The following is a 16851-nucleotide window of genomic DNA, read 5'->3' as shown; positions in this document are numbered from 1 at the left end:
GCTCTTGTTTCGAAAAGGGCGCGAAACAACAAAAAAAGGCCCATGCCGAAGCATGGGCCTTACCTTCCTCATGGTGCCGAGGGACAGAATTGAACTGCCGACACGGGGATTTTCAGTCCCCTGCTCTACCAACTGAGCTACCTCGGCCCTGACGGCGAACCGTCGTGACAGGAATGCTTGTACGCCAGAGCGGCACATTTGGCAAGTCTTTTTTTCATCTTTTTCCCCGGCCCTTGAATTCTCCCCGTTCCGGCGGCATACTCCCCCGCCGCGGGGGCGGGGCGCTTGCCCGCCGCCGGCCATCCCAGCAACGAGGATCGTGCATGAACCATCGCCATCCGCTGCCCCTCTTCCTGCGGGAAGCGCAACACCTCCAGCGTCTCGGAGCCTGGCGGCTCTGCGGGCAGGCCCTGCTGACGGGCCTCATCGCCGGGGGCATCATCGGTCTCTTTCGCCGGCTGTACGACACGTTCCGTCTGTACGCGTCCTACTGGCTGCAGCTGTATGCCGCGGACACCCCGTGGGCCTGGGCCTACATCCTCGGCGGGCTGGCCCTGCTGGCCATGATCGCTCACCTCCTGCTGCGGCAGGAACCGCTCATCAGCGGCAGCGGCATCCCGCAGGTGGAACTCATGGCGGCCGGTCTTTTGCCGCCCATGCGCTGGCGGCGCGTGCTCTGGCGCAAGTTCGTGGCCACGCTGGCGGCCCTGAGCGCCGGGCTTTCCGTGGGGCGCGAGGGCCCGTGCATCCAGATGGGGGCCTGTGTGGGGGCGGGCGTCGGGCGGCTCTGGCACAGCCCGGAGGAGCAGTATTCGCGTTTCCTCGTGGGCGGCAGCGTGGCCGGGCTGACGGCGGCCTTCGGCGCGCCCGTGGCGGGCATGCTCTTCGCCTTCGAGGAGATGCGCAGCCCGCTGGGCCTGCCGCTGTTCTTCTTTGCGGCCTTCTCGGCCATCGGCGCCTGGGTGGCGCTCTTCCTCTTTTTCGACTTCGGGCCGGTCTTCCCCTTTGCCGTCTGGAAGGATGCGGGACTGCCGCAATACGGACTTGCGCTCGGTGTGGGCCTGTTGAGCGGGCTGGCCGGCCTGCTCTATAATGCCGTGATCATCCGTCTGACCCTCTGGCAGGACGCGTTGCCGTGGCTGCCGCCGTGGCTGCGCTCGGCCTTCCCCTTCGGCGTGAGCGCCCTGCTGCTGGCCGTGGCGCCCCGGCTCGTGGGCGGCGTGGGCGTCGAGACGCTGGATCTGGCCTCCCCGGTGCTGCTGGGCAACGGGCTGGGCTTCCTGCTCTGCCTGCTGCTCGGCAAGATCGCCTTTTCCGGCCTGAGCTTCGCCTCCGGCGTGGCCGGGGGGCTGCTCATGCCCATGCTGCTGGCCGGGAGCCTGCTGGGGGCCTGCGTGGCCTCTCCGCTGCTGGAACAGGGCTGGCTGCATGCCGACGAGATCCCCCTGCTGCTGGTGCTGGGCATGGGGGGGATGTTCGCCGCCACGGTGCGCGCGCCGCTCACCGGCACGGCGCTGGTGGTGGAGATGGCGCGCTGTCCTTTCTCCGCGCCCGCCGTCCTCCTGACGGCCCTGACGGCCTCGCTGGTGGCCTCGCGTCTGGGCGGCGAGCCGGTCTATGATGGTCTCAAGCGCCGCATCCTGCGCCGCCGCGCTTTGCAGGCAGGGGCGGCATCTGTTGAAAGTGCTAAATAATATGTTGAAATAATTGCATTTTAAAAAAAGTTCTTGCAAAATCCATAGCAATTGGCTAACAGAATGCACTCTCCAAAAACCTTGACAAGGTGAAGCCATGACCCGCAAAGACCGCACCGAAGGCATTTACAGCCGCCGCGAAGTGCTCGACGAAAGCGAGCGCCGCCAGTACTGCCTGATTCAGCTCAAGGAACTGCTTTCCTACGCCTACCGCTATTCGGAAGACGTCAAAAAGCGTTTTGACCGTGCGCAATTCAATGTGGAGAAGTTCAAGACCCTCTCCGACATCAAGCATATCCCCATCCTCAAGAAAAAAGAGCTCATCTTCCTCCAGTCCATGGGGCCGCGTCTGGGCGGCCTGCTCACCAAGGACATCGGGGATCTGAAGCGTATCTTCCTGTCGCCCGGCCCCATCTTCGACCCCGAGGATCGCGCCGAGGACTACTGGGGCTATACCGAGGCCTTTTATTCCGTGGGGTTCCGGCCCGGCGACGCCGTGCAGAACACCTTCAATTATCAACTGACGCCCGCGGGCCTCATGTTTGAGGAGCCGCTGCGCAATCTGGGCTGTGCGGTCATCCCGGCCGGCCCGTCGGACGCCACCACTCAGCTGGACGTCATGCAGAAGCTGCGTGTTTGCGGTTATGTGGGCACGCCGAGCTTCCTCATGCACCTTGCCCAGAAGGCCGAGGAAAAGGGCCTCAACCTGCGCAAGGATCTTTTCCTCGAAGTGGCTTTCGTCACCGGCGAGCGTCTTTCCGAAAAGATGCGCTCCCAGATGGAAAAGAAGTACGACCTCATCATGCGTCAGGGCTACGGCACGGCGGACGTGGGCTGCATCGGCTACGAATGCTTCCACAAGACCGGCCTGCATATCGCCAACCGCTGTTATGTGGAGATCTGCCATCCTGACACGGGCATCCCGCTCAAGGACGGCGAAGTGGGCGAGATCGTGGTGACGGCCTTCAACAAGACCTATCCGCTCATCCGCCTGGCCACGGGCGACCTGTCCTACATCGACCGCAGCCCCTGCGCCTGCGGCCGCACCAGCCCGCGCCTGGGCAGCATCGTGGGCCGCGTGGACACCACGGCCCGCATCATGGGCATGTTCGTGTATCCGCATCAGGTGGAACAGGTCATGAGCCGCTTCGAGGAAGTGAAGCGTTGGCAGATCGAGGTCACCAACCCCGGCGGCATCGACGAGATGACGCTCTTCATCGAGACCAGCGGCTTCAAGCGCGAGGAAGAGCTGCTTCACCAGTTCCGCGAAAAGATCAAGCTGCGTCCCGAGCTGAAGATCCTTGCGCCCGGCAGCCTGCCGCCGCAGATCCGTCCCATCGAGGACAAGCGTCACTGGGATTAACGCCTTTCCGCCTCCTGACGGAGGCGGTACCTGCACTGCGGAAGGGGCGCACGGCCGGGACTCGACCTCCTTTCGGCCTGCGTCCCTTTCGCCCATCTGGAGGAATCCTTATGTCTGCAACCCCCTGCGCCGCCCTGCGGGAATGGCTCGAACAGCGCCATGCCGCCGTCATGGCAGCCGAAAACCGGGCGCTGGCCTGCCTGGAGAAGGGCGATCTGCCCGGCCATGCCGAGGGCATGCGCGAAAAGGCCGGCCTGCTGGCCGCCATACGGGAGGATGTCGCCCCCCTGCTGGCCGCCCTGCCCGCGGACATGGACGCTCAGGAGCGCGAACGCCTGCGGCACCGTCTGCACTGCTTCTCGGCCAGCGCCAATAACGCCCTGCGCCTGAACTCGCTCTTCTACATGTCCGCCCTGCTTTATCCTGAGGATCACAAGCCCGGCCAGCCGGACGACATGCAGGTCTTCATCGCCTCGCTGTCCGCCTGAGCCGCTCCCCTTTCCCCCCATTGACCGGGCCGCGTCCCGGACTGGAGTCCAACATGAGATATGTCCCCTTTGCCATGACCGCCTGCGCCGCCCTGTGCGCTCTTGCCCTTTCTTTCCCCTCCTCCGCGCTTGCCATGCCGGGCATGGAATCCGGCCACGGCGCGGCGGCGGAGAAATTCGCCAAGATGGATACGGACAAGGACGGCAAGGTCAGCGAAAAGGAATTCTTCGCCGCCTATCCCAATATGCAGAAAGCCGCCTTTGCCGCCATCGACACGGACAAGGACGGCAGCATCAGCGAGAAGGAATGGTTCGGCTTTGCTGTGGATCACGCCAAGGGCCGCGCGGGCATGCCCGCTCCCGCCCAGAAGGAGGCCGCCCCCGCCGCTCCCGCGGGCGAGGACGTGCCGCTGGTCATGCCGCCTGCGAAGTAGCCGGATAAGGATGCCCGCCTATGCCGCGTAACGTCCCCTTTCCCCAGCCCGGCCGCCGGGCTGCCTGTCCCGGCGTCGATCTTGCCGCCGCGCCCGAGGCCCCGGCCAAGGCCGTCGTGGCGAAGCGCACGCCCTTCGGCGCGCCGCAACCGGCATTCCTGCCCATGAGCCGGCAGGAGATGGACGCGCTGGGCTGGGACGAGCTGGATGTGCTTCTCGTCAGCGGGGACGCCTATGTGGACCATTACGCCATGGGCAGCGTGCTGCTGGGCCGCTGGCTGGTGGCCCACGGCTTCCGGGCCGGGCTGGTCTGCCAACCCCGCTGGGAAAGCCCGGACGATCTGCTGGTCATGGGCAGGCCGCGCCTGTTCGCCGGCATCAGCGCCGGTGCGCTGGATTCCCTGCTGGCCCATTACACGGCCTTCCGCAAAAAACGTCACGATGACGCCTACACGCCCGGCGGGCGGGCCGGAGCCCGCCCCAACCGGGCGTGCATCGTTTACGCCAATCTGGCGCGGCAGGCCTTCCCCGGCCTGCCGGTCATCCTGGGCGGCATCGAGGCCTCCCTGCGGCGGGTCAGCCATTACGACTTCTGGACGGACAGCCTGCGGCGCTCCATCCTCATGGACGCCAAGGCGGATCTGCTGCTCTACGGCATGGGCGAGCGCGCCGTGCTGGAATGCGCCCGCCGCCTGCAGGAGGGCAAGGACATTCGCGGCATCGACGGTTCGGTCTGGATGGACAGTCTGGATGCGGACGGCCTGCCCGCCGATCTGCCGCCGGAACTGGCCGGCAGCACGGGCATCCTCCTGCCCTCGCATGAGCAGCTCAAGGAGGAACCCGCCCAGCTCCTGCGTCAAACGCGCCTGCTGGAACAGCAGGTGCACGGTCTCGACCGCTGGGCCTTCGAGCCGGTGGGCGGCAATCGCGCCGTGGTGCTGGCCCGTCCGGCCGCGCCCCTGACGACGGAAGAGATGGACGCCCTCTACAGCCTGCCCTTTACCCGCAAGGCCCATCCCGCCTATGCCGAGCCTGTCCCGGCCGAGGAGATGCTCCGTACCAGCATCACCAGTCATCGGGGCTGCGGCGGCGGCTGTTCTTTTTGTTCGCTGGCCCTGCACCAGGGGCGGCGTATCTCCTCCCGCTCGCAGGACTCCATCCTTGCCGAGGCGGCGGAGCTTGCGCAAAACAGCAACTCGCGCCGTGGCGGTCTTGCCATTTCCGACGTGGGCGGCCCCACGGCCAATATGTGGCAGGGCCATTGCGCCCTGGACAGCGAACGCCTGGCCGACGGGAGCCGTCCGCGCTGCCGCCGCGCCAGCTGCTGTTTCCCCACGGTCTGCCGTTCCTTCATCACGCCGCAGATACGCCATGTGGAGCTGTTGCGGGCCGTACAGCGTCTGCCCGGCATACGGCAGGTGCGCGTGGCCAGCGGAGTGCGGGCGGATCTTGCCCTGCGCGAGCCTGACGCGCTGGCCGCCTATACCGGCGAATTCACCGGCGGGCAGCTCAAGGTGGCCCCGGAACATTGCGTGCCGCGGGTGCTGGAACGCATGCGCAAGCCTCCCCTCGAGGTCTTTGAGGCCTTTTTGCAAAGCTTCGTGCGCCAGAGCCGCCGTCTGGGCCGGGAACAATACGTCATCCCCTACCTTATGAGCGGCTTTCCCGGCTGTACGGACGAGGACATGCGCGAACTGGCCCAGTGGCTGGCCCGCCGTCACTGGAGCCCGCAGCAGACGCAATGTTTCATCCCCACGCCGGGCAGTCTGGCCACGGCCATGTTCTACGCCGGGTGCGACGAAAGCGGCGAGCCGCTCTATGTGGCCCGCAGCGACGCCGAGCGCCTGCGCCAGCACCGCATCCTCATGCCGCATTTCGGACGGCCCGACGCGGGCCGCGGCAACGTGCGCGCCGCTTCCCCGGACGAGGGGAACAAAAGGCGCTCAGACGTCCGGCGGCGTCCCGCCCCTGACGGCGAGGCCCGTACGCCCTGGCCCTTCCGCCCCGGCCGCAAGGCCGTAAAGGACGGCGGCGGCCGCTAGATTCGCCCCGGCAGACGGCCGCTTTCAAAGCTAGAGCATTTTTAGTTTGAAACGCGTTGCGTTTCAAACCATACGGTCTGGCGTTTCGCGGAAAAAACGCGGTTTTCCGTGTGTTCGGTTGCGGGGAGTCTCTCTCGTGACTACCGAGCAATCCACATTTTCAATGTGGAATTGCTCTAAAACGCTTTAGGGGCTGTCAGTGAAAATTTTACAAATAATTTAAATAAAGTAAAAAAACTGCATACGCTCCGCTTGCCTTTGGAGACGGAGCCTCAGCGTGTCCCTATTTTCCCCTCGGTAAAAGCGCGCTGGGGAAGGGATGGGGGTTTGGGGGAAGGGGAACCCCTCCCGCGCCGGCGGAGGGGTTCCCCTTCCCCCAAAAACAAACAGCAAAGAGGGATAACAGGCCCTAGCCGTCGTCGCGGGCGTCGCCGTCCAGCAGGAGGACATGGGCGTAACGGCCGCTCTTGCGGGCCGCGTCGGCCTCGTTTTCCGCCACGCGCCGGCAGTGTTCGCAGGCCTGACGCGGCAAAAGCAGGCACAGGGAGCGGCGCACGCGCTCGGAGCTTGTTTCAAAACGCCCCAGTCCGGTGCAGTGCGGGCAGATGCGCCAGCTTTCCCGCTGCTGTTCACGCAGCATGTCCGTATCATAGAAGATATGCTTGCTCCGGCTCCACCACACGCCGTCGGCACGGCGTTCCTCCGCGCCTTCGTCGGGGCAGGACGGGGGATTGCGGTAGCCGTTCACCACGGCCTCGCAGAGCCCGGCGATATAGTCGGTGACGCGGGCGCTTTGTCGTTCGCTCTGCGGCGTCCATTGCGGTTCGCGGATGTCGTCGGCGGGCAGGCCCGCCAGCGCCAGACAGATGCCCATATTGACGTAGGGCAGCGCGCCGCGGATGGCGTAGCCGCCTTCCAGCACCGCGATGTCGGGATTGAGCGCCGTATTGAGGGCCGCGTAGCCCTGAGCGGACAGCTTCATGTTGGCCAGCGGATCGGTGAAGTGATTGTCCTGCCCGGCGGAATTGATGATGAGATCCGGCTTGAATTCCTCCAGAATGGGCAGCACCGCATGCCGGATGGCATAGAGATAGCCGGAATCCGCCGTTTCGGGCGGCAGGGGGATATTGACGGTGCGTCCCAGCGCCGCCGGGCCGCCGCATTCGGTGAGGAAGCCCGTGCCCGGATAGAGGGTGCGGCCGTCCTGATGCAGGGAAATGAAGAGCGTGTACGGGTCGTTCCAGAAAATGTCCTGTGTGCCGTCGCCGTGATGCACGTCCGTATCCACGATGGCGATGCGCAGGGGGCGGCCGTCGGGATGCGGATAGTGGTCGCGGATATACTCCACCATCACGGCTTCATTGTTGATGTTGCAGAAGCCGCGGTTGCCGTGCACCACACGCATGGCGTGATGTCCCGGCGGGCGCACGAGCGCGAAGGCCTTGTCTTCCTTCTTTTCCATGACCAGCCGGGCGGCGGTGATGGCCCCGCCCGCCGAGGCCAGGTGCGAGTCCGTGCACACGGCCCGTACCGAGGGCAGACAGAAGTGCGCGCGCTCCAGCTGGCGGTACGCGGCCATGTCCAGCCGGTGTTCCGTGATGCCGGGGATATCGAAAAGCCCTTCTTCCAGCAGTTGATCCCGGGTGTAGAGCAGGCGCTCCTCCCGTTCGGGATGCGTGGGCGAGATGGCCCAGTCGAAGGCCGGGAAAAAGATGACGCCCAGACGCCGCGAGGCTTTAAAGTTCGTCATCGTCATCGTCGTCGGCTCCGTTTTCAAAGATGTCCGCCGCATAGCGGGCTTCGGAGACCATGGGGCCGAACAGTCCCAGGCCCAGCGCGTAGGCCAGATTGCTTTCCGCTACCACGGCCATGAGCAGCCCGCCGCCGTCCCCCAGCAAAAAGCAGCCGCCCGAGCCTTCTTCCCGGCGGCAGACGGCGCAATGCAGCAGTTCGGGATCCCCCAGACGGTTGACGAGCACATGTCCTGCCGGCAGCTCTCCCGCAGCGAGCGTCTGCTCCAGTTCGGGGTCGTGGCGGGGCTGATAGGTCATGTTGCCGTTATCGAGCATGGTAAGCGTATACAGTTCCATCATATGACAGGCTCCGTGCGGGACGTGCGCGTGTTCGGGAAGGGGGGACGGCCGGGCGTTCCCGGCCCAGCATTCAGGGTCTCAGGCTGAGGCCGCTGCGGCCAAGATAGTCTTCCACGGCGGAAAGGCTCTGCATGAGCACGTCCTCCGGCCGCTGTTCGGCGTTGATGCAGGCGATGCGCTGCGGTTCTTCCTCGGCCAGGGCAAGGTAACCCTGCCGTACCCGTTCATGGAAGTCCATGCTTTCGGCGTCAAAGCGGCCTTCCGAGAGTACGGTGCCCTGCCGCTGATTGCGCAGCCCGGCGCGCTCCAGCCCCAGCCCCACGGGCAGATCCATAAGCAGCGTCAGGTCCGGGACAAGGCCGCCCGTGGCCATCTCATTGATGCGGCGCAGCTTTTCCGGGTCGAGCCCTCGCCCGTAGCCCTGATAGGCCAGGGTGGAATCCGTGTAGCGGTCGCAGAGGACGATCTGACCGGCTTCCAGCGCCGGGCGGATGACCTCGGCCACATGCTGGGCCCGATCCGCCAGGAAGAGGTAGAGCTCGGCCCGCATGTTGAGGCAGCGCGTGCGCGCATCCAGCAGGATGGGGCGGATGGCGCGCCCCAGACCGCAGCCGCCGGGCTCGCGGGTACGCAGCACGTCGAAGCCGCGGCGTTCGAGCTCCTGCGCCAGCAGGGTCAGGGAGGTGGACTTGCCGGAACCTTCTATGCCTTCAAAGGTAATGAACATGGCCGGCCTCACAGCAGGGAAAGAAGATTGTCGTCCGCCGGACGCTGACGGCTCTTGCGCGGCTCCTTTTCCGTGGGGGAGGCCTGCGGCGTGCGCGGCCCCCGGAACAGAGCCCGGCTCAGGGTCGCCTGATAGGGCGTCCAGCCCTCTTCCGCCTCAAGCGCGGCGAACAGGCCGCGGCACTGCGCCATCTTGGCGTCGATATTGTCCGCATAGTGCAGGACGAGGGCCTCGGCCGTCTGCGGCAGACGCACCGCGCCAAAGGCCGGTTCGCCATGATGGCTCAGGATGAGGTGCTTGAGATGGCGTACAAGCCCCTCCTCCAGTCCGGCCTTCTGCCAGAAGGGAGCAAGCATCTCGATGCCGAGCTCAAGATGCCCGATGAGGCGGCCTTCGTCGGTATAATCATTGACGAGACCGCCGGAAAATTCCCGTATCTTGCCGATGTCATGGAAGATGGCCCCGGCCAGCAGCGTCTGGCGGTCCAGTTCCGCATACTGGTCGGCCAGACGGCGGCAGAGCTTGAAAACGCCGAGGCTGTGCTCCAGCAGGCCGCCCACATAGGCGTGGTGCACGCTCTTGGCCGCCGGGCAGACCCGGAAGGCCGCGGCCAGCTCCGCATCCCGGAAAACGCCCTGGACGAACTTGCGCCACGGCTTGTGGACGAATTCCTTGCCGATGAGGTCGTGCAGCTCCGCCATCATCTCGTCCAGATCATAGGGACTGGCGGGCATGAAGTCGGCCGGCGGCAGCGCGGCGGCCTCCTCGTCGGAGAGCACGCGCAGCCGCTCGACGGTCAGCTGCGTCTGCTCGCGGAACAGCGCCGCCCTGCCCTGCACTTCCACGAGGCTGCCCACGGGGATCTCGGCGAATTCCGCGCTGAGCGGGGACCATATTTTGGCCTCCAGCGTCCCCGTGGCGTCACTGAGCGCAAGCCGCCAGTAGGGCCCGTTGCGGGATTGCGCAAGCGAGGCCTGCGAAACGGCGAACACGCCCTGCGCCTCGCAGGGGGGCGTTATCTCTTTGACGTGGTGACCTTTTTCCATATAGTACCCTTGGCGGCCCGCCGCAGCGGGCATGTTGCCTCACATTTCCTTGTTTCCGGGGGATTGTCAAATGGATGTTCTCTTGACCAATGACGACGGCATCCGCGCGCCGGGCCTGCGCGCCCTGTATGCGGCGCTCCGCGAGGCCGGCCATACGGTGCATGTGGTGGCCCCCATGCGCCAGCAGTCCGGCGTCGGCCATTCGCTGACCGTGTTCGATCCTCTGCGGGCCGAGCACATAGAGGAAGGAGATTTTGCGGGCACAGGCCTGTACGGCACGCCCACGGACTGCGTTAAGCTCGCCCTTGCCTGCCTGCTGCCCCGGCGGCCGGATCTGGTCATGTCCGGCATCAACGCCGGAGCCAACGTGGGCCCGGACATCCTCTATTCCGGCACGGTGGGCGCGGCCACCGAGGCCGCGCATGAGGCATTGCCCACGCTGGCCGTTTCCTGCGACGTGGCCTCGCCGCATGACGACCTCCTGCCGCAGGCCCGCCATGCCGTGGCGCTGGCGGCGCGCATCGACTGGAGCCGGCTTGCCCCCCGCCGGGTCGTCAACGTGAACTATCCCCGCTGTCCGCTGCATGAGGCCCGGGGGGTGCGGGTCTGCCCGCAGACGGGGGCTGTCTGGAAAAACGCCTATCTGGAACGCAAGGACCCGCGCGGCGAGCCCTACTGGTGGCTGGTGGGCGAGATCCCCCCGCAGACCATCAACGCCGGTTCGGACAAGGACCTGCTGAACCGGGGCTATATCACCGTGACGCCCTTGCGTTTCGACTTTACCGATCAGGAAGGGATGACCGCCCTCGCGGGCATGTTGGAGGCGAGCGAAAGGCCGTAGGCGGTCGATGCGGCAGGCGGACGCGGCAGGGCGCGGCTGGACGCGTGGAGCATGGGTAAAATGCGTCGCAAAAAAAGCGTGCTCACGAAAAAAATGACGCTAACCTCCAGAAAGGATAGGTCTATTTGATGGGAAGGGAGTACTTCTTTGAGTGGCGAACACGCGGTCGTGCTTGCAGAGTCGGCATCTGCCGTGTATGAAAAAATATAACCTGCGGGTGACCCCGGTTTTTGCCGAAGGGGCGGTCTCGTCCCCTACGCAGGAGATATCTTCGACCCTTCCGCCGTCATTAGACGGAAGAAAGGGAATCGGTGCGGTTCTGTTATGAAACAACGCTTTCCCCTGAGCCGGTTTTTCATGACGTTCTGTCTGTTGTTCCTGCTGGCCTTTTTCGGCGACAGCGTTCCTGAAGCTCACGCCGGAAAGGATCTGAGTGTGGCTGTCCTGCAGAACTATCCTCCTTTTTCGTATACGGATGAACACGGAAACCTGGTTGGTTTCGACGTCGAGTTTGCCGAAGCGCTTTGCGGCCAGCTGCATGCGCAGTGCCGCACGGTCGCTCTGCCGTTGCGCGCCATCGTGGCGGGGCTGGCCTCGCAGTCGCTGGACATTGCTGTGGCCGGCCTTGGCGTGACGGAAGAGCGCGGGCGCATCATGCTCTTTTCCAACAGCTATTACCGCTCGCATTCCTTTTATATCGGCAGGCCCGGCATCCGCCTCGATGAAGAAGGACTTGAAGGCAAGATCCTGGCCGCCCAGCACAATTCCGTGCAGCTTATCGCGCTGCACAGGATCTGGCAGGGCAAGGCCGTGGTGGTGAGTTTCGAATCCCATCAGGGCCTTCTGGACGCGCTGGTCAGGGGCAGGGTGGATGTGGTGCTCATCGACGGCTTCCCGGGGATGGAGTTTCTCAAGTCGCCCGAGGGGGCGGGTTTCGTCATGCTCGGCAATCCCATCCTCCCGCGGGAGAATCCCAGCGGCTCCTGCATCGCCGTCAGCAAGGAGCATCCCGAACTGGTGGGCCGCATCAATCAGGCCATCCTCACGCTTCGCGTCACCGGGGAGTATGGGCGCATCATGCGCAAGTACTTTTCCTTCAGCATTTATTGAACAGGCTGGCTGGCCATGCGCATCGGCATCAGAACTTTTGGCCTGAGCATCATGAGCGTCATGTTCGTGCTGTTCGTTTTTCAGGTCTACATGCTCAGCACCTTGCAGCGCATCGAAAGCATGGCCAATGCCGCAGCCCATCAGTATCTGCCCAATATCCTGCAACGGCAGCAGTTTTTGCTCAACATCGAGCACATGCGCCTCAATGCCTCGCAAATGCGTTATGCGGCCAATACCCGGCAGCTGCAGCAGGCGTCCGCCTCCCTGCGCATGCTGCTGGCGGATGCCGGTTTCGGCAATATCGGTTTCAAGCCCGTGCTGGATAAGGTCTATCCGCTGCTGGATGAGCTGATGGAGCTGCGGCTTGCGCTTTTTAAACTGGTGGAGGATGTGCGGCGGCAGGAGTGGCGTTTTCTGTTGACGCTTGGTCGGCTGGCCGAGCATGTCAGCTGGAATGAAGAGCAATTCCCGCTTCTTGCGGAGCCCTTGCCGGAACAGCCGCACTATTTGTCGCTCATAACGGGATCCTACGCCTTTATGTCCGACTCCGTAAACCAGCTTTTTACCGCTTGCCGTAAGCATGGAGAAAATGATCCGGAAACGCGTACGGCGTGCGTCGACCTCGAACGTGTCTGGAAAAACATTGGCGACAAGCAGCGGGAGATCGGCCGTTATCAGGAGCATTTCGACCTGCTGGTCAAAGATATCGATCAGGTGCTGGTGGGGCTGAGCGTGGAGGCTTCTTCCGTGGAGGCCCGCGGCATCTATGAGGGTATGGAAGCCATCGATGACGAGACCCGGCAGATCCGCAACATCTTTACGGTCCTTGGCATCGGCAACGCCCTCTTCCTGCTGCTGCTCTTCGTCGCCCTCCAGCAGCAGATCTTTTTGCCGCTGCGCCGCACCACGGAGATCCTGCGCGACATGCGCGGCGGGCAGGGGATGGCGCGGCTGCCGAAGACCTGCATCGAGGAGTTTTCCGACATCATTGATACCCTGCCGAGCCTCAATGCCTATCTCAATGACCTGCATCAGCGTTCCGGTCAGCTGGAACAGGAGCGGGAGCGCTTTGCCGGTCTGAGCCTTACGGATGACCTGACCGGCCTCGGCAACCGGCGCGCGCTGGACCAGGCCATCCAGCGAGACCGCCAGACCAGCGCCCTTGCCGTCCTGATGGTGGATGTGGACAACTTCAAACTGTACAACGACACGCTTGGCCATCTGGCCGGGGACGTGGCCTTGCAGACCGTGGCCCGCATGGTCAAGCAGAATTGCGCCCGCGCCTCGGACAAGACGTTCCGCTATGGCGGCGAGGAATTCGTGGGCCTGCTCATCGCCACGGGGCGCGAAGGGGCCATGTCCGTTGCCGAAAGCCTGCGGGATTCCGTGGAGAAGCTGCATATCCCCCATCCCGGGCTGGAGACGGGCGTATTGACCATCAGCGTGGGCGTGGCCTCGCGTGAACAGGGAGAGACGACGCATGTGGAAGAGTTGCTGGCACATGCCGACATCGCCCTGTATGCGGCCAAGAATTCCGGACGGAACCGGGTTTGCCACTACGCCAAGGAACAGCCGCCCGTGGAGGCGCATCCCGCATGATCTGTCCGCTGCGCGTTCCGGCAGGTCGGGCGGTCTCAGCGGGCGTTTTTCTGCGGCGGGGAGCGCAGCCGCCGGGGCGTGCTCTGCGCGGCAGGCATGCCGCAACATGCCGTCCACCTCTGCGCCGCGCCGGCACGATCATCCTGTTTCGGCTCCCTGCCCCTCCTGCGGCGGGGATTTTCTTTTTTTCACAAATGGGCTATGCTGGCGATACGCAAGAGTGTCGGACATGGCGTCATGGTCATGTCGATCCATATACCCTTTCAGGAGGAAATCATGCCGCTTATCGGGCCGAAAGAAATGTTCGCGGCCGCCTACAAGGGCCAGTACGCCGTGGGCGCTTTCAACGTCAACAACATGGAAATTGTCCAGGGCATCATGCAGGCCGCCGCCGAGGAGAAATCCCCGGTGATCCTCCAGGTTTCCGCCGGAGCCCGCAAATATGCCGGACAGACCTATATCATGAAGCTGGTGGAAGCCGCGCTGGCCGAAGACCCCTCCGTGCCGGTGGTGGTGCATCTTGACCACGGCCCGGACTTTGAGATGTGCGCCGCCTGCATCGACGGCGGCTTCACGTCCGTGATGATCGACGGCTCCCACCTGCCCTATGAGGACAATGTGGCGCTGACCCGTAAAGTGGTGGAATATGCCCATCCCCGCGGCGTCTGGGTGGAAGCCGAGCTCGGCAAGCTCGCCGGGGTGGAGGAGCATGTGAGCTCCGCCGAGCATGTCTATACCGATCCGGCGCAGGCCGTGGACTTTGTGGAGCGCACCGGCTGCGACTCGCTGGCCATCGCCATCGGCACGAGCCACGGCGCGTACAAGTTCAAGGGCGAAGCCAAACTGGACTTCGGCCGCCTTGAGGAGATCAGCCGCCGTCTGCCGGAATATCCGCTGGTGTTGCACGGCGCTTCCAGCGTGCCGCAGGAATTCGTCGAACTGTGCAATCAGTTCGGCGGCAAGGTCGGCGGCGCCAAGGGCGTGCCGGAAGAGATGCTGCGCCGCGCCGCCTCGCTCGGCGTCTGCAAGATCAACGTGGATACGGATATCCGCCTGGCGCTGACTGCTTCCATCCGCCGCCATCTGGTGGAACATCCCGAAGACTTCGACCCGCGCGCCTACCTGAAGCCCGCGCGTGAGGCCGTCAAGAAGATGGTCGCGCACAAGATCCGCAATGTCATGGGCTCTTCCGGCAAGGCCTAACCCGTTCTTCAGACAGACTACAAGAGGAGTTCACAATGGCCGTCAAACTTGGTGTCAATGGTTTTGGTCGCATTGGTCGTTACCTGCTGCGTCTCATGGCGGACTCGCAGGACGTGGTCATCACCGCCATCAATGCCCGCGCGGACAACGCGGCCCTGGCGCATCTGTTCAAATATGACTCCGTTTACGGCACGTTTGCCGGTACCGTCGGACATGACGAGAACGGCATCATCGTCAACGGGCGTCACATCACCGTGACCCGCTGCAAGACCGGCGAATGGCAGTGGAAGGAGCTGGGGATCGACTTCGTGGTGGAGACCACCGGCACCGCCAAGAAGCGCGATGACGCCGCGCTGCATCTGGCCTGCGGCGCCAAGAAGGTCGTGGTCTCGGCTCCCTGCAAGGAAGCTGACGCCACCATCGTCATGGGCGTCAACGACGGCGTGTATGATGCCGCCGCCCACAGCGTCATCTCCGCCGCCTCCTGCACGACCAACTGTCTTGCGCCCGCGGCCAAGGTCATCAATGACGTGTTCGGCATCAAGCATGGTCTCATGACCACCATCCACTCCTATACTATGAGCCAGCGCATCCTTGACGGTTCGCACAAGGATCTGCGCCGCGCCCGCGCGGCCGCGGTGTCCATGATCCCCACCTCTACCGGCGCGGCCAAGGCCACCGCGCTCGTGATCCCGGCCCTCAAGGGCAAGCTGGACGGCATGGCCGTACGCGTGCCCACGCCCGACATCTCGCTGGTGGACCTCACCTGCGAGCTGGAAAAGAGCACCACGGTCGAGGAAGTGAACGCCGCCCTCAAGGCCGCCTGTGAAGGGCCGCTCAAGGACAACCTCGGCTTCTGCGAAGAGCCGCTGGTCTCCATCGACTTCAAGGCCGACACGCACGGCGGCGTGGTGGACGCCCTGACCACCCAGGTCATGGACGGCACCCTGCTCAAGCTCATCGTCTGGTACGACAACGAAGCCGGCTTCACCAACCAGCTGGTGCGCCTGCTGCGTCTGGTCGGCGCTTCCTGCTAAGCTGTCGTCTCCGACAGCGTGAACGGCTGAAATGATGCGTGCGGTCGGTTCTGCCGGCCGCACGCATTTTTTTTCCGCAAAAAAATGTATTTCGTCCCTAATGGCTCAGCCGCGGGGGTCGATAAGCTAGGTAACAGGCTATGCCCGCATGGATGCGGGATGCGTATCAACTCCCATACAGACATTCATGGAGGAATGTTATGTATATCAATCACAACGGAATGGCTACCAACGTTGCCAACACTCTGACCGGCCACTACGGCAACCTGCAGACCTCTACCCAGCGCCTGTCCTCCGGCATGCGCATCAACAGCGCCGCTGACGACGCCGCCGGTCTCGCCATCAGCGAACTCATGCGCGCCGACGTTGCCGCCCTTAATCAGGGCGTCCGCAACGCCAACGACGGTATTTCCCTTATCCAGACCGCTGACGGCGCTCTGGGCGTTATCGACGAAAAGCTGATCCGCATGAAGGAACTTGCGGAACAGGCCGCCACCGGTACCTACGACTCCACGCAGCGTCTGATGATCGAATCCGAATACCAGCAGATGGCTTCGGAAATCACCCGTATCGCCAACGCCACGGACTTCAACGGCATCAAGCTGCTTGACGGTACCCTGTCCGCCATGAACAATGCCGACGGCACCATCCATGACGGTTCCGGTCTGACCAGCCTGGGCGCCCTGAAGGTTCACTTCGGTACGGCCAACGACTCCGCTGAAGACTACTACTACATCGAGATCGGCAACTGCACCGCCTCCGCTCTGGGCGTGGGCAACGCTGCCCGTGCGGGTTCCGCCGGCAGCACCATCTCCACGCAGCAGGCCGCTCAGGAAGCTCTGGTGGCCATCAACAACGCCATCGTGTCCAAGGACAAGATCCGTGCTCACCTCGGCGCCATGCAGAACCGTCTGGAAAACACGGTTACCAACCTGACCGTGCAGTCCGAAAACCTGCAGGCCGCCGAATCCCGCATCCGCGACGTGGACGTGGCCACCGAAATGACCAACTTCGTCCGCAACCAGGTGCTCACGCAGTCTGCCGTGGCCATGCTCTCGCAGGCCAACAGCATGCCGCAGATGGCTCTGCAGCTCATCGGCTAACCAGACTGTTGTGGTGGAGGGAGAAAAGCGCAAGCCTGGGGGCGAGTGCTGGGGAGCCTCGCCCCACCAAC

At 64.0% G+C, this 16851-nt stretch carries 15 protein-coding genes and 1 tRNA gene; 11 read left to right on the top strand and 5 right to left on the bottom strand.

Going from position 1 to position 16851, the window contains the following annotated elements; genetic code table 11:
- Window positions 1-71 precede the first annotated feature (71 nt).
- Window positions 72-147, bottom strand: a tRNA-Phe gene (locus tag Q0K12_RS01675).
- 176 nt (window positions 148-323) lie between these two features.
- On the opposite strand from Q0K12_RS01675, the gene Q0K12_RS01670 reads away from it, so the two are divergent.
- The 5 genes from Q0K12_RS01670 (at window position 324) to Q0K12_RS01650 (ending at window position 6021) form a co-directional block, all read left to right on the top strand.
- Window positions 324-1694 carry a chloride channel protein gene (locus Q0K12_RS01670; protein WP_297259816.1) on the top strand — a complete coding sequence of 457 codons (1371 nt, stop codon included), beginning with the start codon at window positions 324-326 and terminating at the stop codon, window positions 1692-1694.
- Window positions 1695-1791: 97 nt separating this feature from the next.
- Window positions 1792-3057: an AMP-binding protein gene (locus Q0K12_RS01665; RefSeq protein WP_296304413.1), complete on the top strand. Its 1266-nt coding sequence runs from the start codon at window positions 1792-1794 to the stop codon at window positions 3055-3057.
- 110 nt (window positions 3058-3167) lie between these two features.
- Entirely contained in the window at window positions 3168-3545 is a 378-nt protein-coding gene (locus tag Q0K12_RS01660; protein WP_297259814.1) for a hypothetical protein, read from the top strand.
- Window positions 3546-3598: 53 nt separating this feature from the next.
- Window positions 3599-3979 (top strand): EF-hand domain-containing protein, encoded by a 381-nt coding sequence (locus Q0K12_RS01655; protein ID WP_297259811.1) that lies wholly within the window; start codon window positions 3599-3601, stop codon window positions 3977-3979.
- Between the two features lie 164 nt (window positions 3980-4143).
- A complete protein-coding gene (locus Q0K12_RS01650; RefSeq protein ID WP_297259903.1) occupies window positions 4144-6021 on the top strand; it encodes a YgiQ family radical SAM protein in 1878 nt (625 codons plus the stop codon).
- Between the two features lie 409 nt (window positions 6022-6430).
- Here Q0K12_RS01650 and Q0K12_RS01645 read toward each other — a convergent pair whose 3' ends face one another.
- The 4 genes from Q0K12_RS01645 to Q0K12_RS01630 form a co-directional block, all read right to left on the bottom strand.
- Window positions 6431-7771, bottom strand: coding sequence for a histone deacetylase (locus Q0K12_RS01645; RefSeq protein ID WP_297259809.1), 1341 nt, complete (start codon window positions 7769-7771; stop codon window positions 6431-6433).
- Window positions 7758-8114 (bottom strand): hypothetical protein, encoded by a 357-nt coding sequence (locus tag Q0K12_RS01640; protein WP_297259807.1) that lies wholly within the window; start codon window positions 8112-8114, stop codon window positions 7758-7760. The genes Q0K12_RS01645 and Q0K12_RS01640 overlap by 14 nt, the downstream gene beginning before the upstream one ends.
- 70 nt (window positions 8115-8184) lie before the next feature.
- On the bottom strand, window positions 8185-8841 hold the full coding sequence (gene tmk, locus Q0K12_RS01635; protein WP_297259805.1) for a dTMP kinase: 657 nt from the start codon (window positions 8839-8841) through the stop codon (window positions 8185-8187).
- A gap of 8 nt (window positions 8842-8849) precedes the next feature.
- Window positions 8850-9887: an HD domain-containing protein gene (locus Q0K12_RS01630; protein WP_297259803.1), complete on the bottom strand. Its 1038-nt coding sequence runs from the start codon at window positions 9885-9887 to the stop codon at window positions 8850-8852.
- Between the two features lie 70 nt (window positions 9888-9957).
- On the opposite strand from Q0K12_RS01630, the gene surE reads away from it, so the two are divergent.
- The 6 genes from surE to Q0K12_RS01600 all read left to right on the top strand — a co-directional run bounded on the left by surE (window position 9958) and on the right by Q0K12_RS01600 (window position 16780).
- The gene (gene surE / locus Q0K12_RS01625; protein ID WP_297259802.1) at window positions 9958-10728 is read left to right on the top strand and encodes a 5'/3'-nucleotidase SurE; all 771 of its coding nucleotides are present in this window, start codon (window positions 9958-9960) and stop codon (window positions 10726-10728) included.
- A 357-nt stretch (window positions 10729-11085) separates the two neighbouring features.
- Entirely contained in the window at window positions 11086-11838 is a 753-nt protein-coding gene (locus Q0K12_RS01620) for a transporter substrate-binding domain-containing protein (RefSeq protein WP_297259800.1), read from the top strand.
- A 15-nt stretch (window positions 11839-11853) separates the two neighbouring features.
- A complete protein-coding gene (locus Q0K12_RS01615; protein WP_297259798.1) occupies window positions 11854-13437 on the top strand; it encodes a GGDEF domain-containing protein in 1584 nt (527 codons plus the stop codon).
- Between the two features lie 276 nt (window positions 13438-13713).
- Entirely contained in the window at window positions 13714-14640 is a 927-nt protein-coding gene (fba, locus tag Q0K12_RS01610) for a class II fructose-1,6-bisphosphate aldolase (protein WP_297259796.1), read from the top strand.
- A 35-nt stretch (window positions 14641-14675) separates the two neighbouring features.
- Window positions 14676-15677, top strand: a complete 1002-nt coding sequence (gene gap / locus Q0K12_RS01605; RefSeq protein ID WP_297259795.1) for a type I glyceraldehyde-3-phosphate dehydrogenase — start codon at window positions 14676-14678, stop codon at window positions 15675-15677.
- 200 nt (window positions 15678-15877) lie between these two features.
- Window positions 15878-16780 carry a flagellin gene (locus Q0K12_RS01600; RefSeq protein WP_297259752.1) on the top strand — a complete coding sequence of 301 codons (903 nt, stop codon included), beginning with the start codon at window positions 15878-15880 and terminating at the stop codon, window positions 16778-16780.
- Window positions 16781-16851: the final 71 nt, after the last annotated feature.

Origin of the sequence: uncultured Desulfovibrio sp., assembly GCF_944324525.1 — a bacterium.
GTDB lineage: Bacteria > Desulfobacterota > Desulfovibrionia > Desulfovibrionales > Desulfovibrionaceae > Desulfovibrio.
Note: the sequence above shows the minus strand (reverse complement) of the source record. Positions and strands in the feature narration are given on the sequence as shown.

Excerpts from the sequence above, each read along its gene's own strand:
- Q0K12_RS01670 (WP_297259816.1), top strand. The coding sequence starts at position 324 with ATGAACCATCGCCATCCGCTGCCCCTCTTCCTGCGGGAAGCGCAACAC.
- Q0K12_RS01665 (WP_296304413.1), top strand. The coding sequence starts at position 1,792 with ATGACCCGCAAAGACCGCACCGAAGGCATTTACAGCCGCCGCGAAGTG.
- Q0K12_RS01660 (WP_297259814.1), top strand. The coding sequence starts at position 3,168 with ATGTCTGCAACCCCCTGCGCCGCCCTGCGGGAATGGCTCGAACAGCGC.
- Q0K12_RS01655 (WP_297259811.1), top strand. The coding sequence starts at position 3,599 with ATGAGATATGTCCCCTTTGCCATGACCGCCTGCGCCGCCCTGTGCGCT.
- Q0K12_RS01650 (WP_297259903.1), top strand. The coding sequence starts at position 4,144 with ATGAGCCGGCAGGAGATGGACGCGCTGGGCTGGGACGAGCTGGATGTG.
- Q0K12_RS01645 (WP_297259809.1), bottom strand. The coding sequence starts at position 7,771 with ATGACGAACTTTAAAGCCTCGCGGCGTCTGGGCGTCATCTTTTTCCCG.
- Q0K12_RS01640 (WP_297259807.1), bottom strand. The coding sequence starts at position 8,114 with ATGATGGAACTGTATACGCTTACCATGCTCGATAACGGCAACATGACC.
- tmk (WP_297259805.1), bottom strand. The coding sequence starts at position 8,841 with ATGTTCATTACCTTTGAAGGCATAGAAGGTTCCGGCAAGTCCACCTCC.
- Q0K12_RS01630 (WP_297259803.1), bottom strand. The coding sequence starts at position 9,887 with ATGGAAAAAGGTCACCACGTCAAAGAGATAACGCCCCCCTGCGAGGCG.
- surE (WP_297259802.1), top strand. The coding sequence starts at position 9,958 with ATGGATGTTCTCTTGACCAATGACGACGGCATCCGCGCGCCGGGCCTG.
- Q0K12_RS01620 (WP_297259800.1), top strand. The coding sequence starts at position 11,086 with ATGACGTTCTGTCTGTTGTTCCTGCTGGCCTTTTTCGGCGACAGCGTT.
- Q0K12_RS01615 (WP_297259798.1), top strand. The coding sequence starts at position 11,854 with ATGCGCATCGGCATCAGAACTTTTGGCCTGAGCATCATGAGCGTCATG.
- fba (WP_297259796.1), top strand. The coding sequence starts at position 13,714 with ATGCCGCTTATCGGGCCGAAAGAAATGTTCGCGGCCGCCTACAAGGGC.
- gap (WP_297259795.1), top strand. The coding sequence starts at position 14,676 with ATGGCCGTCAAACTTGGTGTCAATGGTTTTGGTCGCATTGGTCGTTAC.
- Q0K12_RS01600 (WP_297259752.1), top strand. The coding sequence starts at position 15,878 with ATGTATATCAATCACAACGGAATGGCTACCAACGTTGCCAACACTCTG.